Origin of the sequence: Thalassotalea sp. HSM 43 (assembly GCF_004752005.1) — a bacterium.
Taxonomy (GTDB): Bacteria; Pseudomonadota; Gammaproteobacteria; order Enterobacterales; family Alteromonadaceae; genus Thalassotalea_A.
In genome coordinates, this window is record NZ_CP038493.1 from 1961877 (window position 1) to 1981454 (window position 19578).

At 42.2% G+C, this 19578-nt stretch carries 15 protein-coding genes; 7 read left to right on the forward strand and 8 right to left on the reverse strand.

Features of this window, described 5'->3' with window-relative positions:
* Positions 1–127: 127 nt before the first annotated feature.
* The 7 genes from mnmG to rpmH all read right to left on the reverse strand — a co-directional run bounded on the left by mnmG (position 128) and on the right by rpmH (position 7191).
* The gene (gene mnmG, locus E2K93_RS08405) at positions 128–2017 is read right to left on the reverse strand and encodes a tRNA uridine-5-carboxymethylaminomethyl(34) synthesis enzyme MnmG (protein WP_135438673.1); all 1890 of its coding nucleotides are present in this window, start codon (positions 2015–2017) and stop codon (positions 128–130) included.
* A 405-nt stretch (positions 2018–2422) separates the two neighbouring features.
* Positions 2423–2911: a flavodoxin domain-containing protein gene (locus E2K93_RS08410; protein WP_135438674.1), complete on the reverse strand. Its 489-nt coding sequence runs from the start codon at positions 2909–2911 to the stop codon at positions 2423–2425.
* 267 nt (positions 2912–3178) lie between these two features.
* On the reverse strand, positions 3179–4558 hold the full coding sequence (gene mnmE, locus E2K93_RS08415; protein WP_135438675.1) for a tRNA uridine-5-carboxymethylaminomethyl(34) synthesis GTPase MnmE: 1380 nt from the start codon (positions 4556–4558) through the stop codon (positions 3179–3181).
* Positions 4559–4777: 219 nt separating this feature from the next.
* The gene (gene yidC / locus E2K93_RS08420; protein ID WP_135438676.1) at positions 4778–6445 is read right to left on the reverse strand and encodes a membrane protein insertase YidC; all 1668 of its coding nucleotides are present in this window, start codon (positions 6443–6445) and stop codon (positions 4778–4780) included.
* Between the two features lie 6 nt (positions 6446–6451).
* Complete coding sequence (gene yidD / locus E2K93_RS08425) at positions 6452–6700, reverse strand: membrane protein insertion efficiency factor YidD (protein ID WP_135438677.1); 249 nt, start codon at positions 6698–6700, stop codon at positions 6452–6454.
* The gene (rnpA, locus tag E2K93_RS08430) at positions 6661–7023 is read right to left on the reverse strand and encodes a ribonuclease P protein component (RefSeq protein WP_135438678.1); all 363 of its coding nucleotides are present in this window, start codon (positions 7021–7023) and stop codon (positions 6661–6663) included. The genes yidD and rnpA overlap by 40 nt, the downstream gene beginning before the upstream one ends.
* A 33-nt stretch (positions 7024–7056) precedes the next feature.
* Entirely contained in the window at positions 7057–7191 is a 135-nt protein-coding gene (rpmH, locus tag E2K93_RS08435) for a 50S ribosomal protein L34 (RefSeq protein ID WP_135438679.1), read from the reverse strand.
* Between the two features lie 664 nt (positions 7192–7855).
* On the opposite strand from rpmH, the gene dnaA reads away from it, so the two are divergent.
* The 6 genes from dnaA to glyS all read left to right on the forward strand — a co-directional run bounded on the left by dnaA (position 7856) and on the right by glyS (position 17119).
* Positions 7856–9223 carry a chromosomal replication initiator protein DnaA gene (dnaA, locus tag E2K93_RS08440; protein WP_135438680.1) on the forward strand — a complete coding sequence of 456 codons (1368 nt, stop codon included), beginning with the start codon at positions 7856–7858 and terminating at the stop codon, positions 9221–9223.
* Positions 9224–9238: 15 nt separating this feature from the next.
* A complete protein-coding gene (gene dnaN / locus E2K93_RS08445; RefSeq protein ID WP_135438681.1) occupies positions 9239–10342 on the forward strand; it encodes a DNA polymerase III subunit beta in 1104 nt (367 codons plus the stop codon).
* Positions 10343–10348: 6 nt separating this feature from the next.
* Positions 10349–11449, forward strand: a complete 1101-nt coding sequence (recF, locus tag E2K93_RS08450) for a DNA replication/repair protein RecF (protein WP_135438682.1) — start codon at positions 10349–10351, stop codon at positions 11447–11449.
* Positions 11442–13880: a DNA topoisomerase (ATP-hydrolyzing) subunit B gene (gyrB, locus tag E2K93_RS08455; protein WP_135438683.1), complete on the forward strand. Its 2439-nt coding sequence runs from the start codon at positions 11442–11444 to the stop codon at positions 13878–13880. The genes recF and gyrB overlap by 8 nt, the downstream gene beginning before the upstream one ends.
* A gap of 248 nt (positions 13881–14128) precedes the next feature.
* Positions 14129–15052 carry a glycine--tRNA ligase subunit alpha gene (gene glyQ, locus E2K93_RS08460; RefSeq protein WP_135438684.1) on the forward strand — a complete coding sequence of 308 codons (924 nt, stop codon included), beginning with the start codon at positions 14129–14131 and terminating at the stop codon, positions 15050–15052.
* Positions 15053–17119, forward strand: a complete 2067-nt coding sequence (gene glyS / locus E2K93_RS08465) for a glycine--tRNA ligase subunit beta (protein WP_135438685.1) — start codon at positions 15053–15055, stop codon at positions 17117–17119. It abuts the gene before it with no gap.
* Between the two features lie 165 nt (positions 17120–17284).
* Here glyS and tusA read toward each other — a convergent pair whose 3' ends face one another.
* A complete protein-coding gene (tusA, locus tag E2K93_RS08470; RefSeq protein WP_135438686.1) occupies positions 17285–17530 on the reverse strand; it encodes a sulfurtransferase TusA in 246 nt (81 codons plus the stop codon).
* 111 nt (positions 17531–17641) lie between these two features.
* On the opposite strand from tusA, the gene E2K93_RS08475 reads away from it, so the two are divergent.
* Positions 17642–19558, forward strand: coding sequence for a transglycosylase SLT domain-containing protein (locus E2K93_RS08475; RefSeq protein WP_135438687.1), 1917 nt, complete (start codon positions 17642–17644; stop codon positions 19556–19558).
* Positions 19559–19578: the final 20 nt, after the last annotated feature.

A 19578-nucleotide genomic window follows, 5' to 3' on the forward strand; every position in this document is an offset into this window, starting at 1 on the left:
AAAGATTTAATGGTGTTTGATAACAATTTTTGGGGATTTGCAGGTTAAGTTAGAAGTAATTTATAACGGAACCAGGTCCCGGCTTTCGCCGGGATGATGAAATGCAAGTTCAGAGTGTAGTGAACAACTACGCGCTCTTGCGCAGTAAACCGTGCTTTTTCAAATACACCAGCAATAACGAAACCGCGGCTGGGGTTATACCAGAAATGCGTGAAGCCTTGCCCAAGGTTTCTGGTTTTGCATCGGCTAACTTGGCGACAACCTCGTTTGATAAACCAGAAATCTTACCGTAATCAAAGTCTGTTGGTATCAAGGTGTTTTCATGGCGTTTTTTCTTTTCGATCTCATCCTGTTGACGATCGATATAACCTTGATACTTGGTTTGAATCTCTACTTGCTCTGCCGCTTGGGTATCTGTTAACGCCGGGCCCAACTCTTCGATGGCCATCAGATCTTGATAGCGAGTTTCAGGACGACGCAAAAGATCTTCTAGATTGGCTTCACGTGAAATCGGGTTTTTCAACATTGGATTTAATTTTTCCAATGCAGGATGGTCTTTATGCACCCAAGTCGTTTTCAGACGTTGACGTTCTTGTTCGATGTTTTCCAACTTGTCACAAAAACGTGCCCAACGATCATCACCAACAAGGCCCAATTCACGGCCTTTTTCGGTAAGACGGATATCAGCGTTGTCTTCGCGTAATAACAAACGATATTCGGCGCGAGAGGTAAACATACGATACGGTTCTTTGGTACCCAAGGTAGAAAGATCATCGATCAACACACCGGTGTATGCTTGTTCACGACCTGGCGTCCAACCGTCTTTGTCTTGAGCTCGACAGGCTGCGTTCATACCGGCGATTAAGCCTTGTGCGCCAGCTTCTTCATAACCGGTGGTACCGTTGATTTGACCAGCAAAGAATAAGTTTTCAACGAATTTACTTTCTAAGGTTTGCTGCAAATCACGCGGATCAAAGAAATCATACTCAATGGCGTAACCCGGTCGGGTGATAGTCGCATTTTCAAAACCTTTGATCGAGCGCACCAAATCCATCTGCACATCAAATGGCAGACTGGTTGAAATACCGTTCGGGTAGATTTCATGGGTGGTTAAGCCTTCTGGCTCAACAAAAATTTGATGAGAGTCTTTGTCACTAAAACGAGTAATTTTGTCTTCAATCGACGGACAGTATCGAGGACCTACACCTTCAATCACACCGGTATACATTGGCGATCGATCCAATCCATCACGAATGATCTGATGTGTTTGTTCATTGGTGTGGGTGATGTAACACGAGATCTGCTGTGGATGATGCTCGGTTTTGCCCATAAATGAGAACGTTGGTACCGGTGCATCGCCAGCTTGTTCCTGCATTACAGAGAAGTCGAGTGTGCGAGCATCTAGGCGCGGTGGTGTACCGGTTTTTAAACGATCGATCCTAAACGGCATATCTCTTAGTCGATCCGCCAATGTTTGTGATGCTGGATCACCAGCGCGGCCACCTTGATAGTTATTCAAGCCAATATGAATCTGGCCTGCAAGGAAAGTACCGACCGTGAGCACCACGGTTTTACCTTTAAACTTCAAGCCCATTTCAGTATTGACACCACCGATACGATCACCATCCATGATCAAATCAGTACAAGCTTGTTGGAAAATAGTTAAATTTTCCTGATTTTCTAAGTAGTTACGTACGTAGGCTTTGTATAGAAGACGATCCGCTTGAGCACGTGTGGCACGTACAGCAGGGCCTTTAGAAGAATTTAATGTACGAAACTGGATCCCACTGTGATCAATGGCCTCAGCCATCAAACCACCTAGAGCGTCTATTTCTTTAACCAGGTGACCTTTACCGATCCCGCCAATGGCTGGATTACAGGACATTGCACCTAGGGTATCAATATTATGTGTCAGTAGCAGTGTTTTGCAGCCCATGCGCGCAGCAGCAAGGCTTGCCTCGGTACCTGCATGTCCACCACCTACAACAATCACATCAAAATTATCTTGATACCACATTAAACAAACGCCTCACTTGGATCTTTTCAAAAGGGTGGTAATTGTACCGTTATTTATGCGTTAGGGAAATGATCAATATGTTAAAAAGATCATCTATTCGATCGGCAATGCGATCTTAAATATATATAAAGATCTTTATATAGATCTTATTATTATTACTTATTAGTGATCGCATTTTCAGTGGATAAGTACTTTTTTACTATATAGAACATGGTTTTAGAGTGGATCAATTGCTGTGATCAAGGCTTGATCAACCTTGTTAAAACCTTTGATCAAAAGGGCTGTTTATCCACAAGCAGATCGAGACTTAAATTTGATCACTGAATAATAATAGAAAATTAATATGTTTTACCCAGCTTTATCCACAATAGCTTATTTTTAGATCGTAAATTGTGTATAAGTACTTTATAACTGATCACTTATCGATCGCATAAATTGATCTGCAGCCAATTCTGGATCATCAATATTGATCATGTCGATCGTAAATATTTCATTAATCGCTTTAGCATTTTTATTTAACATCATGTTATATAACGATTTTCCTGCTTGGCAAAAGGTGTCGTAGCTGGTATCACCAACAGCAATCACTAAAAAAGGCAGATCATCAAGGTTGATATCACTGCCGTTTAGATCGTGTATAAAATTTTCGATGTTTTCAGGGAAATCACCGGCACCATGGGTCGAAGTACATAAAAGCCATTTCTGATTTTTTTTTTCTATTTGTTCAAAAACTGGCTGAAAATGGATATTTGTTTGGTGGCCAAGCTCTTCTAAGACCGTTTGTGCTGCCTCAGCAATGTATTCTGTATTGCCTAACATTGAGCCGACAATGATTTGATATGATGACATTTGGTGCTCCGTCAAAGCGCTGTTTTTTGAAGTATCGTAGCGCATTATTTATTAAAACGCACCGTCATCCCATCATGTATTTGGATGGGACCTTCATGCTTCATAATGTGCTTTTAACGAAGCCACTTTGAGCCTCAAAGAGATCCCACCCAACAACGTGGTGGGATGACGGAGAGCAAGTTATAGAAAGTGTAAAACGATATTGTGGTGTTAGCCACAATATCTAGTTCAAAAGTAAGCTGTAGGTAGTGAATCGAGATCCCGTAGCTGGTAAGGGATAATACTTTTTAACGCACACAGCTTTATAAAGTATTACTTACCTATACAAAATGATGAGAATATCTGCCCTAGTAGGTCATCTGAGGTAAATTCACCGGTAATTTCATTGAGGTGTTGCTGACATATGCGCAGCTCTTCGGCAAGTATTTCACCGGCGACAAAGGAATGCAGCTGTTCGCGTCCGGTGAGTAAATGTTGTTCGGCCATTTGCAACGCATTAATATGACGGCGGCGCGCCATAAAGGTGCCTTCGGTAGAGCCTTGATAACCCATAATCTGTTTTAAATGATCTTTTAGGGCGTCAATGCCATCGCCTGTTTTTGCCGATAAAGTGATGGTTTCATTGTCATGTTCAATGCTAAAACCGGTTTCGGCGCCACTAATATCGGCTTTGTTTTTAACAACACTTAAGCCGAGAGCGTCTGGTAAGCGCTCGAAAAACTCAGGCCAGAATTGCTGAGGGTCGTTACTTTCACCTTTACCTGATTCAATCATCAGTAGCACTCTGTCTGCTTGTTGTATTTCCTTCCAGGCACGTTCTATACCTATTTGCTCAACCTTGTCTGGTGATTCACGCAGACCTGCAGTATCGATTATATGCAGTGGCATACCATCAATATGTATTTGCTCTGATAGCACGTCACGAGTGGTGCCTTCGATGTCGGTAACAATGGCTGAGTCTTTACCGCTTAACGCATTAAGCAGGCTCGATTTACCGGCATTAGGGCGACCGGCGATAACCACACGCATACCTTCACGAATGATGGCGCCTTGTTGTGCTTGTTTTAATACATCGGCAACTTTAACGATGATTTGGTTTAGATCATCACTGACCTTATCATCGGCAAGGAAGTCTATTTCTTCTTCGGGAAAATCGATGGCGGCTTCGACATACATTCGTAAATGTATGACTTCATCAACCAACTGATGAACCAGCTTTGAGAAGTCACCTTGCAATGAATGCAGGGCGGCACGAGCAGCTTGTTCTGAGCTTGAATTGATCAGATCGGCAATGGCCTCTGCTTGGGTTAGATCCAACTTATCATTGATAAAGGCTTGTTCTGAAAACTCACCGGGTCTGGCCATGCGAATCGCATCAAGGCTGACCACATGATTGAGCAGCATATCGAGAATGACTGGCCCGCCGTGGCCTTGTAGTTCGAGTACGTCTTCGCCAGTAAACGAATTAGGACCTTTAAAAAATAGCGCAATACCTTGATCAATAACCTCACCTTGTTGGTCATAAAAAGGCAGATATTCGGCGGTACGAACTTGCGGTACTTTTTTTAATATGTGTTGTGCGGCGACAGTCGCTAATGGACCGGAAACGCGAATGATACCAACACCGCCTCGACCAGGCGCGGTTGCTTGTGCTGCGATTGTTTCGGTATTACTGATTATTTGCTCAGACATAAAAGGTGTAAATAAGGCTATTTATGTGTTGGATTATAAACGATTAAGTCGTGTGGTAACCACAAATGCACAAATATTATTTACAACGGCCTGATTGGGTTCGGCTTATATATCAGCTATTAGCAGAGCTTAAGGGCTAGCTATCTGCCTGCGTTATTAATCATCAGCCATAAAAAAAGACCTGACTTAGCAGGTCTTTTTCAATCTATCAGCAAATAATTATTTCGCTTTGCCTTTTAATTTGGCTTGTTCTTCGGCTTTTTCAATGGACTTGAATATTATCAGCATCTGGATAATGGTGATGACGTTAGACACCAACCAGTAAAGTACTAGACCTGATGGGAACCATAAGAAGAAGAAGGTAAAGAATACCGGCATCCATTGCATCATTTTTTGTTGCATAGGGTCGGTGGTCATTGCTGGCTGCAACTTCTGCATTAGGAACATTGAAGCACCCATTAGAATAGGCAGAATGTAGTATGGGTCTTTCGACGATAAGTCGGTGATCCATAGTGCAAATTCAGCATGACGTAATTCTACAGATTCCATGAACACCCAATACAAAGCTAGGAATATCGGCATTTGCAGTATTAATGGTAAACAACCACCGGCTGGGTTTACTTTTTCCTTACGGTAAAGCTCCATCATTGATTGCGACATCTTTTGACGGTCATCACCATAGCGTTCTTTCAACGCCGCCATTTTCGGCTGGATCTTACGCATCTTAGCCATTGACGTGTATTGTGTTTTGGTCAATGGATACATTAATGTCTTAACCACGATGGTGATCATGATGATCGCCACACCCCAGTTAACAACAATTTCTTGAATCGCTAACAACAACCAGAATAGCGGTTGTGAGATCATCCACAAAAAGCCGTAATCTACGGTTAAATCTAAACCTTCAGCGATTTTCTCAAGTTTTTCCTGATCTTTTGGACCAACATAAAAGGTTGAGGTTAACGTTTCGGTTGCACCCGCAGCGACTGTGGTCACCGGCGCTTTAAAACCAATAACCGCTTGGCCATTGTTGGCTAAGTAACGGGTATATAGTTGGTTGGTCGCCTGGCTTTCAGGTACCCAAGCCGATACGAAGTAATGTTGTAGCATACCAACCCAGCCACCTTTGGTGGTTTCTTTTAGGTTAGCGTCTTCAATATCGTCAAAGTCGTATTTTTCATAACGGCTTTCTGTGGTTGAGTAAGCCGCACCACGATAGGTTGGCATCATCATTGATGAATCGCTATCAACGTAACTTGATTGCTTAAGTTGTGCATATAGTTGCACAGACGCAGTGGTTTGCGTTTGGTTATTTACTTGATAATTAACCGCAACATCGTAAGCGCCTTTTTTGAATTCAAATGACTTGGTTACGTTAATACCGTCTTTATTAAAGGTAAGGTCTACTTTTAATGAGTCACTACCTTCAGCTAAGCTATATTCTGTCGCCGAGGTGTTATAAATTGGACGACCGCTGGCACTAGCATCAGGGCCTTGCGCACCAATCAAACCACTTTGCGCAACATAGGTAAAACCTTGCTCCGTCAAAATTGGCATAGCGATACCACTATCTTGCTCGGTTTCGTACGCTAGCAAGTTGGCCGCAATAATGTCACCACCTTGGGTGTCAATTTTAAATTCCAAAACATCGGTGGTTACAGTGATAACACCGCCAGCGCTTGTTGTTTGGGTATTTACGTCTACTTCGCTAGCAGTATCTGATGATGCAGGAACAAATTCCTCACCAGAATTAGCGTTATTTTGAGGCACATCCTGACTTTCTTGAGTCGGTTGTTGTACTGGTGCATTATCTACTTGCCATTGTTGAAACAGCAAAAAGCTGACCACCAACAAGCCGACAAAGAGCAAACCGCGTTGTGATTCCATAATGTGTTAATTCTCTTGTTTCGATTTTGGAACGGGATCTTCACCACCCGCACTTAGCGGATGACATTTTAATATACGTTTCGTTGCTAACCAACTGCCTTTTACCACACCAAAGCGGCTCACTGCCTCTATCGCATAATGCGAACAAGACGGATTAAATCGACAATTGTTGCCCAACATTGGACTAAGCCAGCGTTGGTAGGCAATGATGGGAGCTATAACGAGCTTTTGTGCCGCTGTTTTATTTTCCGCCATACCTTTTCCAGTTGTTGATTAATCATCGTGTTATCAAGCTGATCAATACCCGACTTTACCATAACAACCATATCTACGGCAGGTAATTTGTGCTGATTTTTGCGAAAACTTTCCCGAACTAGACGTTTTACTCGATTGCGTTGAACAGCGAGTTTTACCCGTTTTTTAGCAATAGCCATGCCTAAACGAGGTTTATCTAAGGTATTTGAGGTAACAAGGATAGTGAAATGGCTTGAGCCAAATCTAGAAGGATTGTCAAAGACTGATTTGAATTGACCAGGAGTCAACAGACGTGACTCCCGATTAAATTCATAGTGACCCATGTGGGTAACTTCCTTATATGTTAGATATAAGGATTACGAGCTAAGCTTAGCGCGACCTTTTGCACGACGACGTGCAATTACTGCACGGCCGTTTTTAGTTGCCATGCGAGCACGGAAACCGTGAGTACGCTTACGCTTTAGTACTGAAGGTTGAAAAGTTCTTTTCATGATACTTTTTCCTGTTTGTCCGTTTGGTTTGTTAGCTACCGTAAACAAACGTTTTCGGAGCACAGTGTTAAAAATTGAGGGCGAATTCTAAATATAAAGGGCGATAAAGTCAACGGTTAAAAACAATTAATTGTAGAAAAGATCTCCGTTGTGCTTAAAAAGGATCCTTTATCAGATCCGAATTGATCGCGATCTGTTGTAAATGCGATCATAATCGCTTAATTGCGTTAAAAACAAGCCCTAATGTCGCAAAAATACGCTGTCGTCCACAGTTTTATAACAATTGTCGATCTTAAGGTTGATAACTTTACTGCAAACGCCCGATCAGAGATAGCCAAATGCGCTAGATTTTAAGGCCCAAACGGTAAAATAAATTATTAATAAAGTAGTTATAAATCAATAGTTTGAATATTTTATTGCGAACCAAGATAAATTAATGTTTTTACCGTATTGCACTTGTGGATAACTCAGGTGATAATGGCTGCAGTATTAAAACATAATAATGAAAGATCGTTTCCAGCCTTCTTGTATATCATTCAGTCGACTGAGCTTTAGCGGTTAATAAAATGCGCACTATTAAAGACAAAATCGTCGATTGTTATCCTATACCTGTTGCTTTCCTTTTTTAAGAGTGGAAATTATGATCACTGACAGGAGTTTATGAGTGGAACATTCACTCTGGCAAAGTTGTTTGTCAGTTCTTGAAGAAGAATTGCCTGCGCAACAATTTAGTATGTGGATTCGTCCATTGCAATGCGTTGTAGACAATAACACCATGACCTTATACGCACCGAATCGCTTTGTGCTCGATTGGGTTCGCGAGAAATACCTGACACGCATTACTCAGTTAGTCGCTTTAGCTGGCAATAACCCGCCAGAAGTGCGCTTTGATGTTGGTAGTAAACCAATGCAAACCACATCTGTAGCGAATGAAGTGGCGCAAAATTTTGCCGCCAGTAGTCAGCCCGAAGCGACTGTCAGCAACCAACAGGTTGAGCCGAATATTCCTAAAACGACCAATGTTCGTGACAAATATACCTTTGATAACTTTGTTGAAGGTAAATCGAACCAACTTGCTCGTGCGGCAGCGTCGCAAGTAGCCGATAATCCCGGTCAAGCATACAACCCACTATTTATATACGGTGGCACCGGCCTTGGTAAGACTCACTTGTTGCATGCGGTCGGTAATGGCATCTTACGCAATAAGCCCAATGCCAAAATAGCCTATATGCATTCCGAACGTTTTGTTCAGGATATGGTAAAAGCGCTGCAAAACAACGAGATTGAAAAGTTTAAGCAATATTATCGTGGTGTCGATGCACTATTGATCGATGATATTCAGTTTTTTGCCAATAAAGAGCGTACTCAAGAAGAGTTTTTTCATACCTTTAATGCCTTACTTGAGGGCAATCAACAAATCATTCTTACCAGTGACCGATATCCAAAAGAAATTTCGGGCGTTGAAGATCGACTGAAATCACGTTTCGGTTGGGGTCTTACGTTGGCCATTGAGCCACCTGAACTGGAAACCCGCGTTGCCATCTTAAAACGCAAAGCACAAGAAAGTAATATTAACCTGGCTGACGAAGTGGCGTTCTTTATTGCCAAGCGTTTGCGTTCTAATGTTCGAGAGTTAGAAGGGGCATTAAACCGGGTTATTGCCAACGCCAACTTTACAGGTCGACCGATTACCATCGATTTTGTCCGTGAAGCATTGCGTGATTTGTTGGCACTGCAGGATAAATTGGTTACTGTAGATAATATTCAGCGCACGGTTGCTGAGTATTACAAGATTAAAGTGGCGGATATTTTATCGAAACGTCGTAATCGTTCGGTTGCACGTCCGCGACAAATCGCGATGGCCTTAGCGAAAGAGTTGACTAACCATAGCTTGCCAGAAATTGGTGATGCATTTGGTGGTCGCGACCATACAACAGTATTACATGCTTGTCGTAAGGTTAAACAATTACGCGAAGAGACTCACGATATTAAAGAAGACTACGCGAATCTAATAAGAACACTATCATCGTAACAGGGTATAAAAACAATGAAATTTTCGTTAGCTAGGGACGTACTTTTAAAACCATTACTTTTGGTGTCTGGCGCTGTAGAGCGTAAAAGCACTTTACCTATATTAGGTAATATCTTGCTAGAGGTAAGTGGGCAATCACTTACTATGGTGGCCACTGATTTAGAGCTTGAGATGGTTTCAAGCACTGAAATTGACAACCAAGGCCCAGATGGAAAAATCACCGTACCAGCACGTAAATTATTGGATATATGTAAGAGTATGCCAGATTCGGCGCAGATCGAATTTAGCTTAAATGGCGAGACCATAAACATGGTCTCTGGTCGTTCACGATATTCATTAGCGACCCTGCCAGCGACGGACTTTCCAAACATTGAATCTTGGCAGGGAGATGTTGAATTCTCTTTGCATAAATCGCAACTGTTACGATTGATAGAAAGTACTCATTTTTCGATGGCTAACCAAGACGTCCGTTATTACCTGAACGGTATGTCGATAGAAACAGAAAATAATGAAATTCGTTCGGTAGCCACAGACGGTCATCGTTTGGCAATTTGTAAAATTGTTAATGACAATTTGTCACTACCAGCACGCCAGGTCATTGTACCGCGTAAAGGTATTTTAGAGATTATCCGTTTACTTGACCCGGTAGATGAAGATGTACAGATTTTCTTAGGCAGCAATCATATTCGAATTATCGATACCGACTTTTCGTTTACCAGTAAATTAGTCGATGGTCGCTTCCCAGATTACCGCCGCGTATTACCACGCAATGGCGATAAAGTGTTAATTACACCTAAAGATGATTTGCGCCAAGTGTTGTCTCGTGCGTCAATTTTATCGAATGAAAAGTTCAAAGGGGTACGCCTCAACTTTTCCGCTAACGAATTAAAAATTACCGCCAATAACCCAGAGCAAGAATCCGCGGAAGAATATCTGGAAATTGATTTTCCATATGAAGCGCTTGAAGTTGGTTTTAACGTCAGTTATATCCTTGATGTGCTCAGTGCCATTAAAGATGACAACGTTAAATTCACTTTATCGGATGCCAACTCTAGTGTGGTTGTTGAAGGAGATCAAACTGCCGAAGCATTGTATGTGATCATGCCAATGCGCTTGTAATTGGTAATGAGTATACAGAGTTTAACGGTAAATCAGTTTCGAAATTTAGACTACGCCAACATCAGTTTTGCGCCATCGCTAAACTTGATTGTTGGCGATAATGGTTCTGGTAAAAGCAGTTTATTAGAGAGTGTATTTTTTCTTGGGCACGGTAAGTCGTTTCGTACCAATAAGATAGAAAATTTAATCCAGAGCGAAAAAGACCATTTTGTGGTCAGTGCCAAGGATGACCAAAATCATCAATTAGGCGTGCAAAGAGGCAAGCAGGGCGAAATACAAATTCGCATTAATGGCGACAGTAAGTTTCGTCTTTCTGATTTGGCCAAGCATGTCGCGGTGCAAGTGATTACACCAGAAACATTTCGTTTGTTTTTTGGTGGTCCCAAAGAGCGTCGTAAGTTTGTTGATTTAGGATTGTTTCACGTGGAACATTCATTTGTGAGTGTTTGGCGCGAGTTTAAAAAAGTATTATTACAACGCAATGCGTGTTTAAGACAACGCATTGGTGGACAACAGTTGGACTATTATAACCAGCTGTTTTGTCAGCAATCTGAGATCATTGCCAAAGTTCGCAGTGAGTATATCGAACGCTTGGCAAAAGAATTAAACAAATGGCTCGCGATTATCATGCCTGATTTGGCGGATAATATTGCCTTGCAATATCAACGTGGTTGGAACAAATCAAGACAATTACACGAGTTATTAGCAGAGCATAATGAGCGGGAAATTAAATACGGTTATAGCTTGTTTGGTGCACATAAGTTTGATGTGCAATTTAGTTTCAATAAGCAACCAGTAGAGCAGGTATTGTCTCGAGGACAACAAAAGTTGTTCCTAATGGCACTAACCATAGCTCAAGCAAACCTGATTTTTGAAAGTCAGCAAATCGCGCCAATCATACTTATTGATGACATTGGTGCGGAGCTTGACCAACATTCTCGGGCGGTATTAGCGAAAGCAATTGGCAAATTAACCTGCCAACTTTTTATTACCGCGATTGAAAAAAATGCCCTGGAGGCCATGCTTCCAGAGCAACAAAATTATAAAATGTTTCACGTGAAACATGGCGTAGTAACGGAAATAACGCAAGGCGAAAAACATGAGTGAAGAAAATAATTATGATTCGTCCAGTATTAAGGTCTTAAAAGGCCTAGATGCTGTACGTAAAAGACCAGGCATGTACATCGGTGATACCGATGATGGTACTGGTTTGCACCATATGGTTTTTGAGGTTCTTGATAACTCAATCGATGAAGCCTTAGCCGATCATTGTAAAGATATCATTGTTACCATTCACGGTGACGGTTCTGTATCTGTTAAAGATGATGGTCGTGGTATTCCTACTGATATTCACCCAGAAGAGGGTGTATCGGCAGCAGAGGTTATCTTAACCGTATTGCATGCTGGTGGTAAATTTGGTGGTGAAGATTCGGGCTATAAAGTATCTGGTGGTTTGCACGGTGTTGGTGTTTCGGTTGTAAACGCCCTAAGTGAGAAGCTAGAACTGACCATTCGCCGTGCTGGTAAAGTTCATGAGCAAACTTATGCCATGGGTGAACCTCAAGCACCGTTGAAAGAAGTTGGTGAAACGGACAAATCGGGTACTACCGTGCGTTTTTGGCCAAGCAGCGAAACCTTTTCTGATACCTTGTTTCACTACGACATTTTAGCCAAACGTATTCGTGAATTATCGTTCTTGAATTCAGGTGTATCAATTAAGCTAATTGATGAGCGTGATGGTCGTGAAGATCACTTCTTTTATGAAGGTGGTATCCAGGCATTCGTTGATTACCTAAATACTAATAAAACCCCGGTTAACCAAGAAATCTTCTACTTCGATCTTGAACGTGAAGACGGTATTGTTGTTGAAGTTGCGATGCAATGGAATGATGGTTTCCAGGAAAACATTTTCTGTTTTACCAATAACATCCCACAGCGCGATGGTGGTACCCACTTAAGTGGTTTCAGAACCGCGTTGACACGTACCTTAAATAGCTACATGACCAAAGAAGGCTTGAACAAGAAAGCCAAAGGTGGCGGTGAAACCAATGCCTCGGGTGATGACGCGCGTGAAGGTTTAACCGCGGTTATTTCTGTTAAAGTGCCTGATCCTAAGTTCTCTTCACAAACCAAAGATAAACTTGTATCGAGTGAAGTTAAGACCGCAGTTGAACAAGCTATGGGTGAAAAATTAGGTGAATACCTACTTGAAAATCCAGGTACTGCGAGAACCATTATCATGAAGATTATCGATGCGGCACGTGCACGTGAAGCTGCGCGTAAAGCTCGTGAAATGACCCGTCGTAAAGGTGTGTTAGATATTGCCGGTTTGCCAGGTAAATTGGCTGACTGTCAGGAGAAAGACCCAGCACTTTCTGAACTATATATAGTGGAGGGTGACTCTGCGGGCGGTTCAGCCAAGCAGGGTCGTAATCGTAAGAATCAGGCAATTCTACCGTTAAAAGGTAAGATTCTTAACGTTGAAAAAGCACGCTTTGACAAGATGATATCTTCAGCGGAAGTAGGCACTCTTATCACCGCACTTGGCTGTGGTATCGGCCGTGACGAATATGATCCAGACAAAACCCGTTATCATTCTATCGTTATCATGACCGATGCTGATGTCGATGGCTCGCACATTCGTACCTTGCTATTGACCTTCTTCTACCGTCAAATGCCAGAAATCATTGAACGTGGTTACATGTATATTGCGCAACCGCCGCTATACAAAGTTAAGAAAGGTAAGCAAGAACGTTATCTCAAAGATGACGAGCAAAAAGAGCAATACTTTACGACTTTGGCTCTAGAGAATGCGTCTATTCATGTTAATGACAATGCTCCTGCGTTATCTGGTATTGCCTTAGAAAGCTTGTTTAATCAATATCGCGATACGATGGCAATCATTAACCGTGTTTCGCGTCAAATCCCAGAAGATGTATTACTGCAGTTATTACAGGCTGACAAAATCATCAATGGTGAGTTTAGCGATAAAGCCAAAGTAGAATCTTGGACCACAGATTTCGTCAATCTTTTACAAGAAAATGGTGATAGCGGTTCGATTTATTCGGCAACGGTTGCTCACGATCAAGAACGCAATATTTACTACCCATCGATTAACGTTCGTATGCACGGCATAGACACGGTTTATAACCTTGGTTATGACTTTATCCATTCTTCTGAATTTAAAGCCATTATGGAGCTTAACGAAGCGATTAACGGTTTGATGGAAGAGGGTGCTTACGTTAAACGTGGTGAGAAGATTCAACCAGTGAATTCTTTCGAGCAAGCACGCGCATGGTTATTAAAAGAGTCTGAACGTGGTCAATATATCCAACGCTATAAAGGTTTGGGTGAGATGAACCCAGAACAGCTTTGGGAAACGACTATGGACCCTGAAACACGTCGTATGTTACAGGTGACTATCGAAGATGCTGTTGCTGCTGATCAGTTGTTCAACACCTTAATGGGTGATCACGTTGAACCACGTCGCGACTTCATTGAGACCAACGCTCTTAATGTAGCTAACTTGGATGTCTAGTTTCGCTGTTTAGCATACTAAATATGACAATGAAAAAACCCGGCTTATGTCGGGTTTCTTTTTAGTCACTCAAGGCTTTATTGATAGCTTGCTTTAACAACGCAGCGCGGGTGACAACAAGTAATCGTCACCAGTGCTATTATTAATCAGCAAAATCAACAGCTAAATCTGTAATTACCGCTAGTCGATTTAGTAAACAATCGCTATAATTAGCGCCATTTCTGTCAATTAAACTAATACTGGTATTCATGAGCACATACGATATCAAAACATTTCAGGGTCTGATTCTGCAATTACAGGATTACTGGGCCAAACAGGGCTGTGTTATTGTTCAGCCACTCGACTTGGAAGTAGGGGCTGGTACCTTTCATCCAATGACCTTTTTACGTTCTATTGGTCCTGAGCCAATGAGCAGTGCTTATGTGCAACCATGCCGCCGTCCTACTGATGGTCGCTATGGTGAAAACCCAAATCGCTTGCAGCACTATTATCAGTTCCAAGTTGTATTAAAACCATCGCCAAAGAATATTCAGGAATTGTACCTTAACTCTTTAAAGCAACTCGGTATCGATACTCTTGTACACGATGTCCGTTTTGTTGAAGACAACTGGGAATCACCGACACTAGGTGCATGGGGTTTAGGCTGGGAAATCTGGCTGAACGGCATGGAAATCACCCAGTTTACTTATTTCCAACAAGTTGGTGGACTTGAGTGCGCGCCAGTAACCGGTGAAATTACCTATGGTTTAGAACGCTTGGCGATGTACATTCAAAACGTCGACAGCATTTATGACCTGGTTTGGACTGATGGTCCTATGGGCAAAATTTACTACCGTGATGTGTTTCATCAGAACGAAGTAGAGCAGTCGACCTATAACTTTGAACACGCAAACGTTGATGCACTATTTAATCAATTTGACGTGTGTGAGCAAGAAAGCCAAAAATTGATTGAACTTGGTTTGCCATTACCAGCCTATGAGCAAGTGATGAAAGCCTCGCATGCCTTTAATTTATTAGATGCCCGTCATGCGATTTCTGTGACAGAGCGTCAACGTTATATTCTGCGCGTGCGCACCTTGGCAAAAGCCTGTGCACAAGCATATTACGCAGCACGAGAAGAACTAGGATTCCCGCTTTGTAAGCAAGCAGAGCAACAAGGCGAGGACAAGTAAATGAGCAAAGATACATTATTAGTTGAATTAGGTACTGAAGAGTTACCACCAAAAGCGCTAAAAGGTTTGGCACAGGCATTTTTCGATTCTATTACCGAGCAACTGCAAGGCGCTGGTCTAGGCTATGCTAAAGCCAAATGGTTTGCTACGCCACGTCGACTTGCTGTGCAAGTGACCGAGCTTGAACAACAACAGCAAGATAAGGTTGTTGAAAAACGCGGCCCTGCGGTTAATGTTGCCTTTGACGCTGACGGCAATGCCACTAAAGCTGCTCAAGGTTGGGCACGTTCAAACGGTATTACCGTTGAACAAGCAGAACGTTTGGTTACCGATAAAGGTGAGTGGCTATTGCACAAAGCAACCCAGCAGGGTAAGTCGATTGCACAATTGCTTGAAGGTATGGTTAGCACCGCCGTCAATAAACTGCCTATTCCAAAACCAATGCGTTGGGGTAGCAGTCGTATTCAATTTATCCGTCCAGTACACACCATTACCATGATGTTTGGCGCTGATGTTATCTCCGGCAACATTCTAGGTGTCGCCTCTGACAACCAGTTACTGGGTCACCGCTTTCATTTTGAAGGTATGGTCACACTTGATCACGCGAACAATTATGAACAAGCGTTAAAATCTGCATACGTTATTGCTGACTACGAAACTCGTCGTAGTCAAATTGTTGATGATGTTAATGCCGCAGCTGCTGAGCTTAACGGTAAAGCATTGTTAGACGATGAGTTGGTTGACGAAGTCGCATCTATTAATGAATGGCCATCAATTTTGGTTGGTAGCTTTGATGAAGACTTCTTACAAGTTCCAGCGGAACCGCTAATTTATTCAATGAAAGATCACCAAAAGTACTTCCCTGTTGAAGACAGCAATGGTGCGCTACTAAACAAATTTATCTTTGTTACCAACATTGAGTCAAAACAACCTGAACAAGTGATTCATGGTAATGAAAAGGTTATTCGCCCACGTTTAGCCGATGCAGAATTCTTCTTTAAAACCGATAAAAAGCAAAGCTTAGAATCGCGTTTACAAAGCTTGTCGACGGTATTGTTCCAAAAGCAACTTGGTACATTGAAAGACAAATCAGAGCGCATTGCCACCTTAGCTAAATTTGTTGCTGAAAGCCTTTCGGAAAATGCCGATAACGCTTATCGCGCTGGCCTATTAAGTAAAACAGATTTAATGAGTGAAATGGTACTCGAGTTCCCACAAGTACAAGGTACTATGGGTAAGTACTATGCTCAGCACGATGGTGAGCCTGCTGACGTAGCGCAAGCTCTTGAAGATCAATATCGCCCGCGTTTTGCTGGTGACAGTTTACCTGAAGCTAACGTAGGCGCCGCTGTCGCGATTGCTGATAAAGTTGATAGCTTAGTCGGTATCTTTGGTATTAATCAGCCACCTAAAGGCGATAAAGACCCGTTTGCATTGCGTCGCGCAGCGATAGGTTTAATTCGTATTATTATCGAAAAGCAATTGCCATTAGATATTGCTGATTTAATCAACGTAAGCATTGATTCATACGGCGATAAGCTGACCAATGATAATACTGCTGCTGATGTGATTGATTTCATCATGGGTCGCTTCCGTGCCTATTATCAAGAGCAGGGTATTAAAGTAGATGTTATCCAAGCGGTATTAGCGAAAACACCAACGGCGCCACTAGACTTTGATCAGCGTGTTAAAGCGGTTAGTTATTTCCGCGAACTTGAGCAAGCACAAGCGTTGGCTGCGGCCAATAAACGTGTCGGTAATATATTGGCTAAATTCGATGGTGAGTTGTACAACGAATTTGATAACGCCTTGGCATCTGAACCACAAGAGATTGCCCTAGCCGAGACCTTTGCAGCCTTACAGGGTGAATTGCAGCCGTTATTTGCTAATCGTGACTATCAGCAGGCACTAACTAAATTAGCTGGCCTTAGAGGCGTTATTGATGAGTTCTTTGATAACGTGATGGTGATGGCGGATGATGAAAAAGTAAAAACCAACCGTTTGACCTTATTGAATCAAATCCGTAACAGTTTCTTTAATGTTGCCGATATCTCGGTTCTGCAGTAAATTATTTTAGCCAAAAAAAAGCGGCTTTGAAGCCGCTTTTTTTTATGTTTTGAACTTTAAATTCGACTAACTTATTCATAACCTTGAACATTGCCAAATTCGCATGGTCTACCTACTAGATAGCGGTCGAAAAAGCCTTGGCAAAATTGCGACGAAATGCGTTGCTTAGCGCTTTCTAATAAGGTATTTATAAGTATTATTAGCCGTATCCTTGGCCACTAAGTCGTGCTCCATAAATTCACAAAAACTTGGGATATCTCTTGTTGTTGATGGGTCATCAGCAAGGATTAACAAAGTTTCGCCGACATTGATTTTACGAATATTCATTCGTACCATCATCACCGGTTCTGGACATCTTAGGCCAATAGCATCCAAGGTATGATCAGCCTGTTCAAATATAGTGTCTGACATCGAGTAATAACTTAATAAGATTGTAACAACAGCAGTTATTTTAATGATCCCTGATTAAAATGAAAGGTGTTGCGCAAAAAATAGCCTTGTAACCTGGGAAGCCGTTTATTTATGTCGTTAATCAAACCCATTGCCGTTTTAGTTTCATTGTCTTTTGTTTTCTCAGCATCAGCGAAAAAAAACACCCCTATCGAAGACCAGCGCGACGTATATTTGCAAGCCTCGGCAAAAAAGTGGAACGTAAAATCTGATGCCTATCGCAGTAAAGTTGCAGAGCTGCAGGACTACCCTTTATTACCGTATTTCCAATTGGATCAATTGCAACGCAATATGACCGTTCGTAATAAACAACCAATCAGTGAATTCTTAGCAACATATCAAGGTACACCGGTCGATTGGCCACTACGCAAAGCTTGGCTTAAACAATTAATTCGTTCCGATAAGAAACAGCTTTTTGTCGATTACTATCAGCCAACCAGTAATAAAGACCTAACTTGCCATTACCATAATTATCGACTCGAACTTGGCGCTAATAAAGACGATGTGCTGAGTGAGGTGACAGCAATATGGCTGACGGGTAAATCGTTGCCTAAAAGTTGTGACCCGTTACTGGCCCAATGGACCAAAGCAGGTTATCGCAGTAACGAACTTATTTGGCAACGTATTCTGCTTGCCAACAAAAAGCGCAGTCACATATTAGTGAAGTATTTAGGTAAGCAGTTACCAGACAGCGAACAATACCTATGGAAGTTGTGGCGAGACATTCGTACAACCCCTGCAAAGGTCGCAAACCTTGATAAGTTTAACCAATTTAGCAAACAAGAAACTCAAGTGATCGTTTATGGCATTAAGCGCTTAGCATTTAAAGATGAGATGCTGGCCTTATCTGTGTATGAAAAAATCGATGCCCAGGGTAGGTTAACGCCATTACATCGCGAGCAAGTTCTTACTTCCCTTGTACCGGCAATCGCTCGTTCTGATGATCCTATTGCTATAAGTTGGTATGAAAACTTACAGCGCCAGTATGTACAAGACAGTGCCATTCAATACAAGGTCGCCAAATTTATAGAAAATAAGGATTACCAAGGGGTATTAACTGAATTACAAACCCTAACCGGTGATCAGCAAAAAGATAGACAGTGGATGTATTGGCAAGCACGCAGTTATGATTTGCTCGGTAATACCGACAAGGCGCAAAGCATCTACAAGGAATTGGCTAAAGCACGCAGTTTCTATGGCTTCTTAGCAGCCGCCCATGTTGGTGATAAAAGTGTTTTAAATCATAAGCCTATTACTATGTCCGGGGATAATATTGCCGAGCTTAAACAGTCCGATGCGGGTTTAAGAGCGATGGAGTTGTACCATCTTAAGCGTTTAGGTGATGCTCGCCGTGAGTGGAGTTACTGGATGCGTCAGCTAACCGAAGAGCAACGCTCTATGGCGGCAAAAATGGCATTTGAACAGGGTTGGTACGACCGAGCCATCTTTACTCTGACCAATAATGTTGGCCTTAACGATCTTGATGTTCGTTTTCCAATGCCGATGTCTGAGTTGTTTGGCGATAAGTCGGCTAAACATCAAATCAGCCTCGCTTGGGCTTATGCCATTGCCCGTAAAGAGAGTATCTTTATGAGCGATGCCACCTCGTCAGCAGGTGCGTTAGGGTTAATGCAAGTACTGCCAGGTACGGCACGTTACTTAACCGGTAATAAATCATTAAAACGTTCGCAACTGTTACAAGCAGAAACCAATGTCGATATTGGTTTTAAGTACCTTAAATATCTGCTCGATAAATTTGATAACAATATTGTTCTCGCCACTGCCGCTTACAATGCTGGCCCAGGTAAGGTGAATCGTTGGTTGAAAAAAGCACCCAACATGACCATGGAGAAATGGATCGAAACCATACCGTATAAAGAGACTCGCAATTACGTAAAAAGTGTTATGGCATTTACCGAGATATATATGCAAAAGCTGGGGCAGGAGCGTTCGCCGTTTGTTGATATTCTTGACAGGCAAATTCACTAGCGCCGGCTTGATGTGCTATT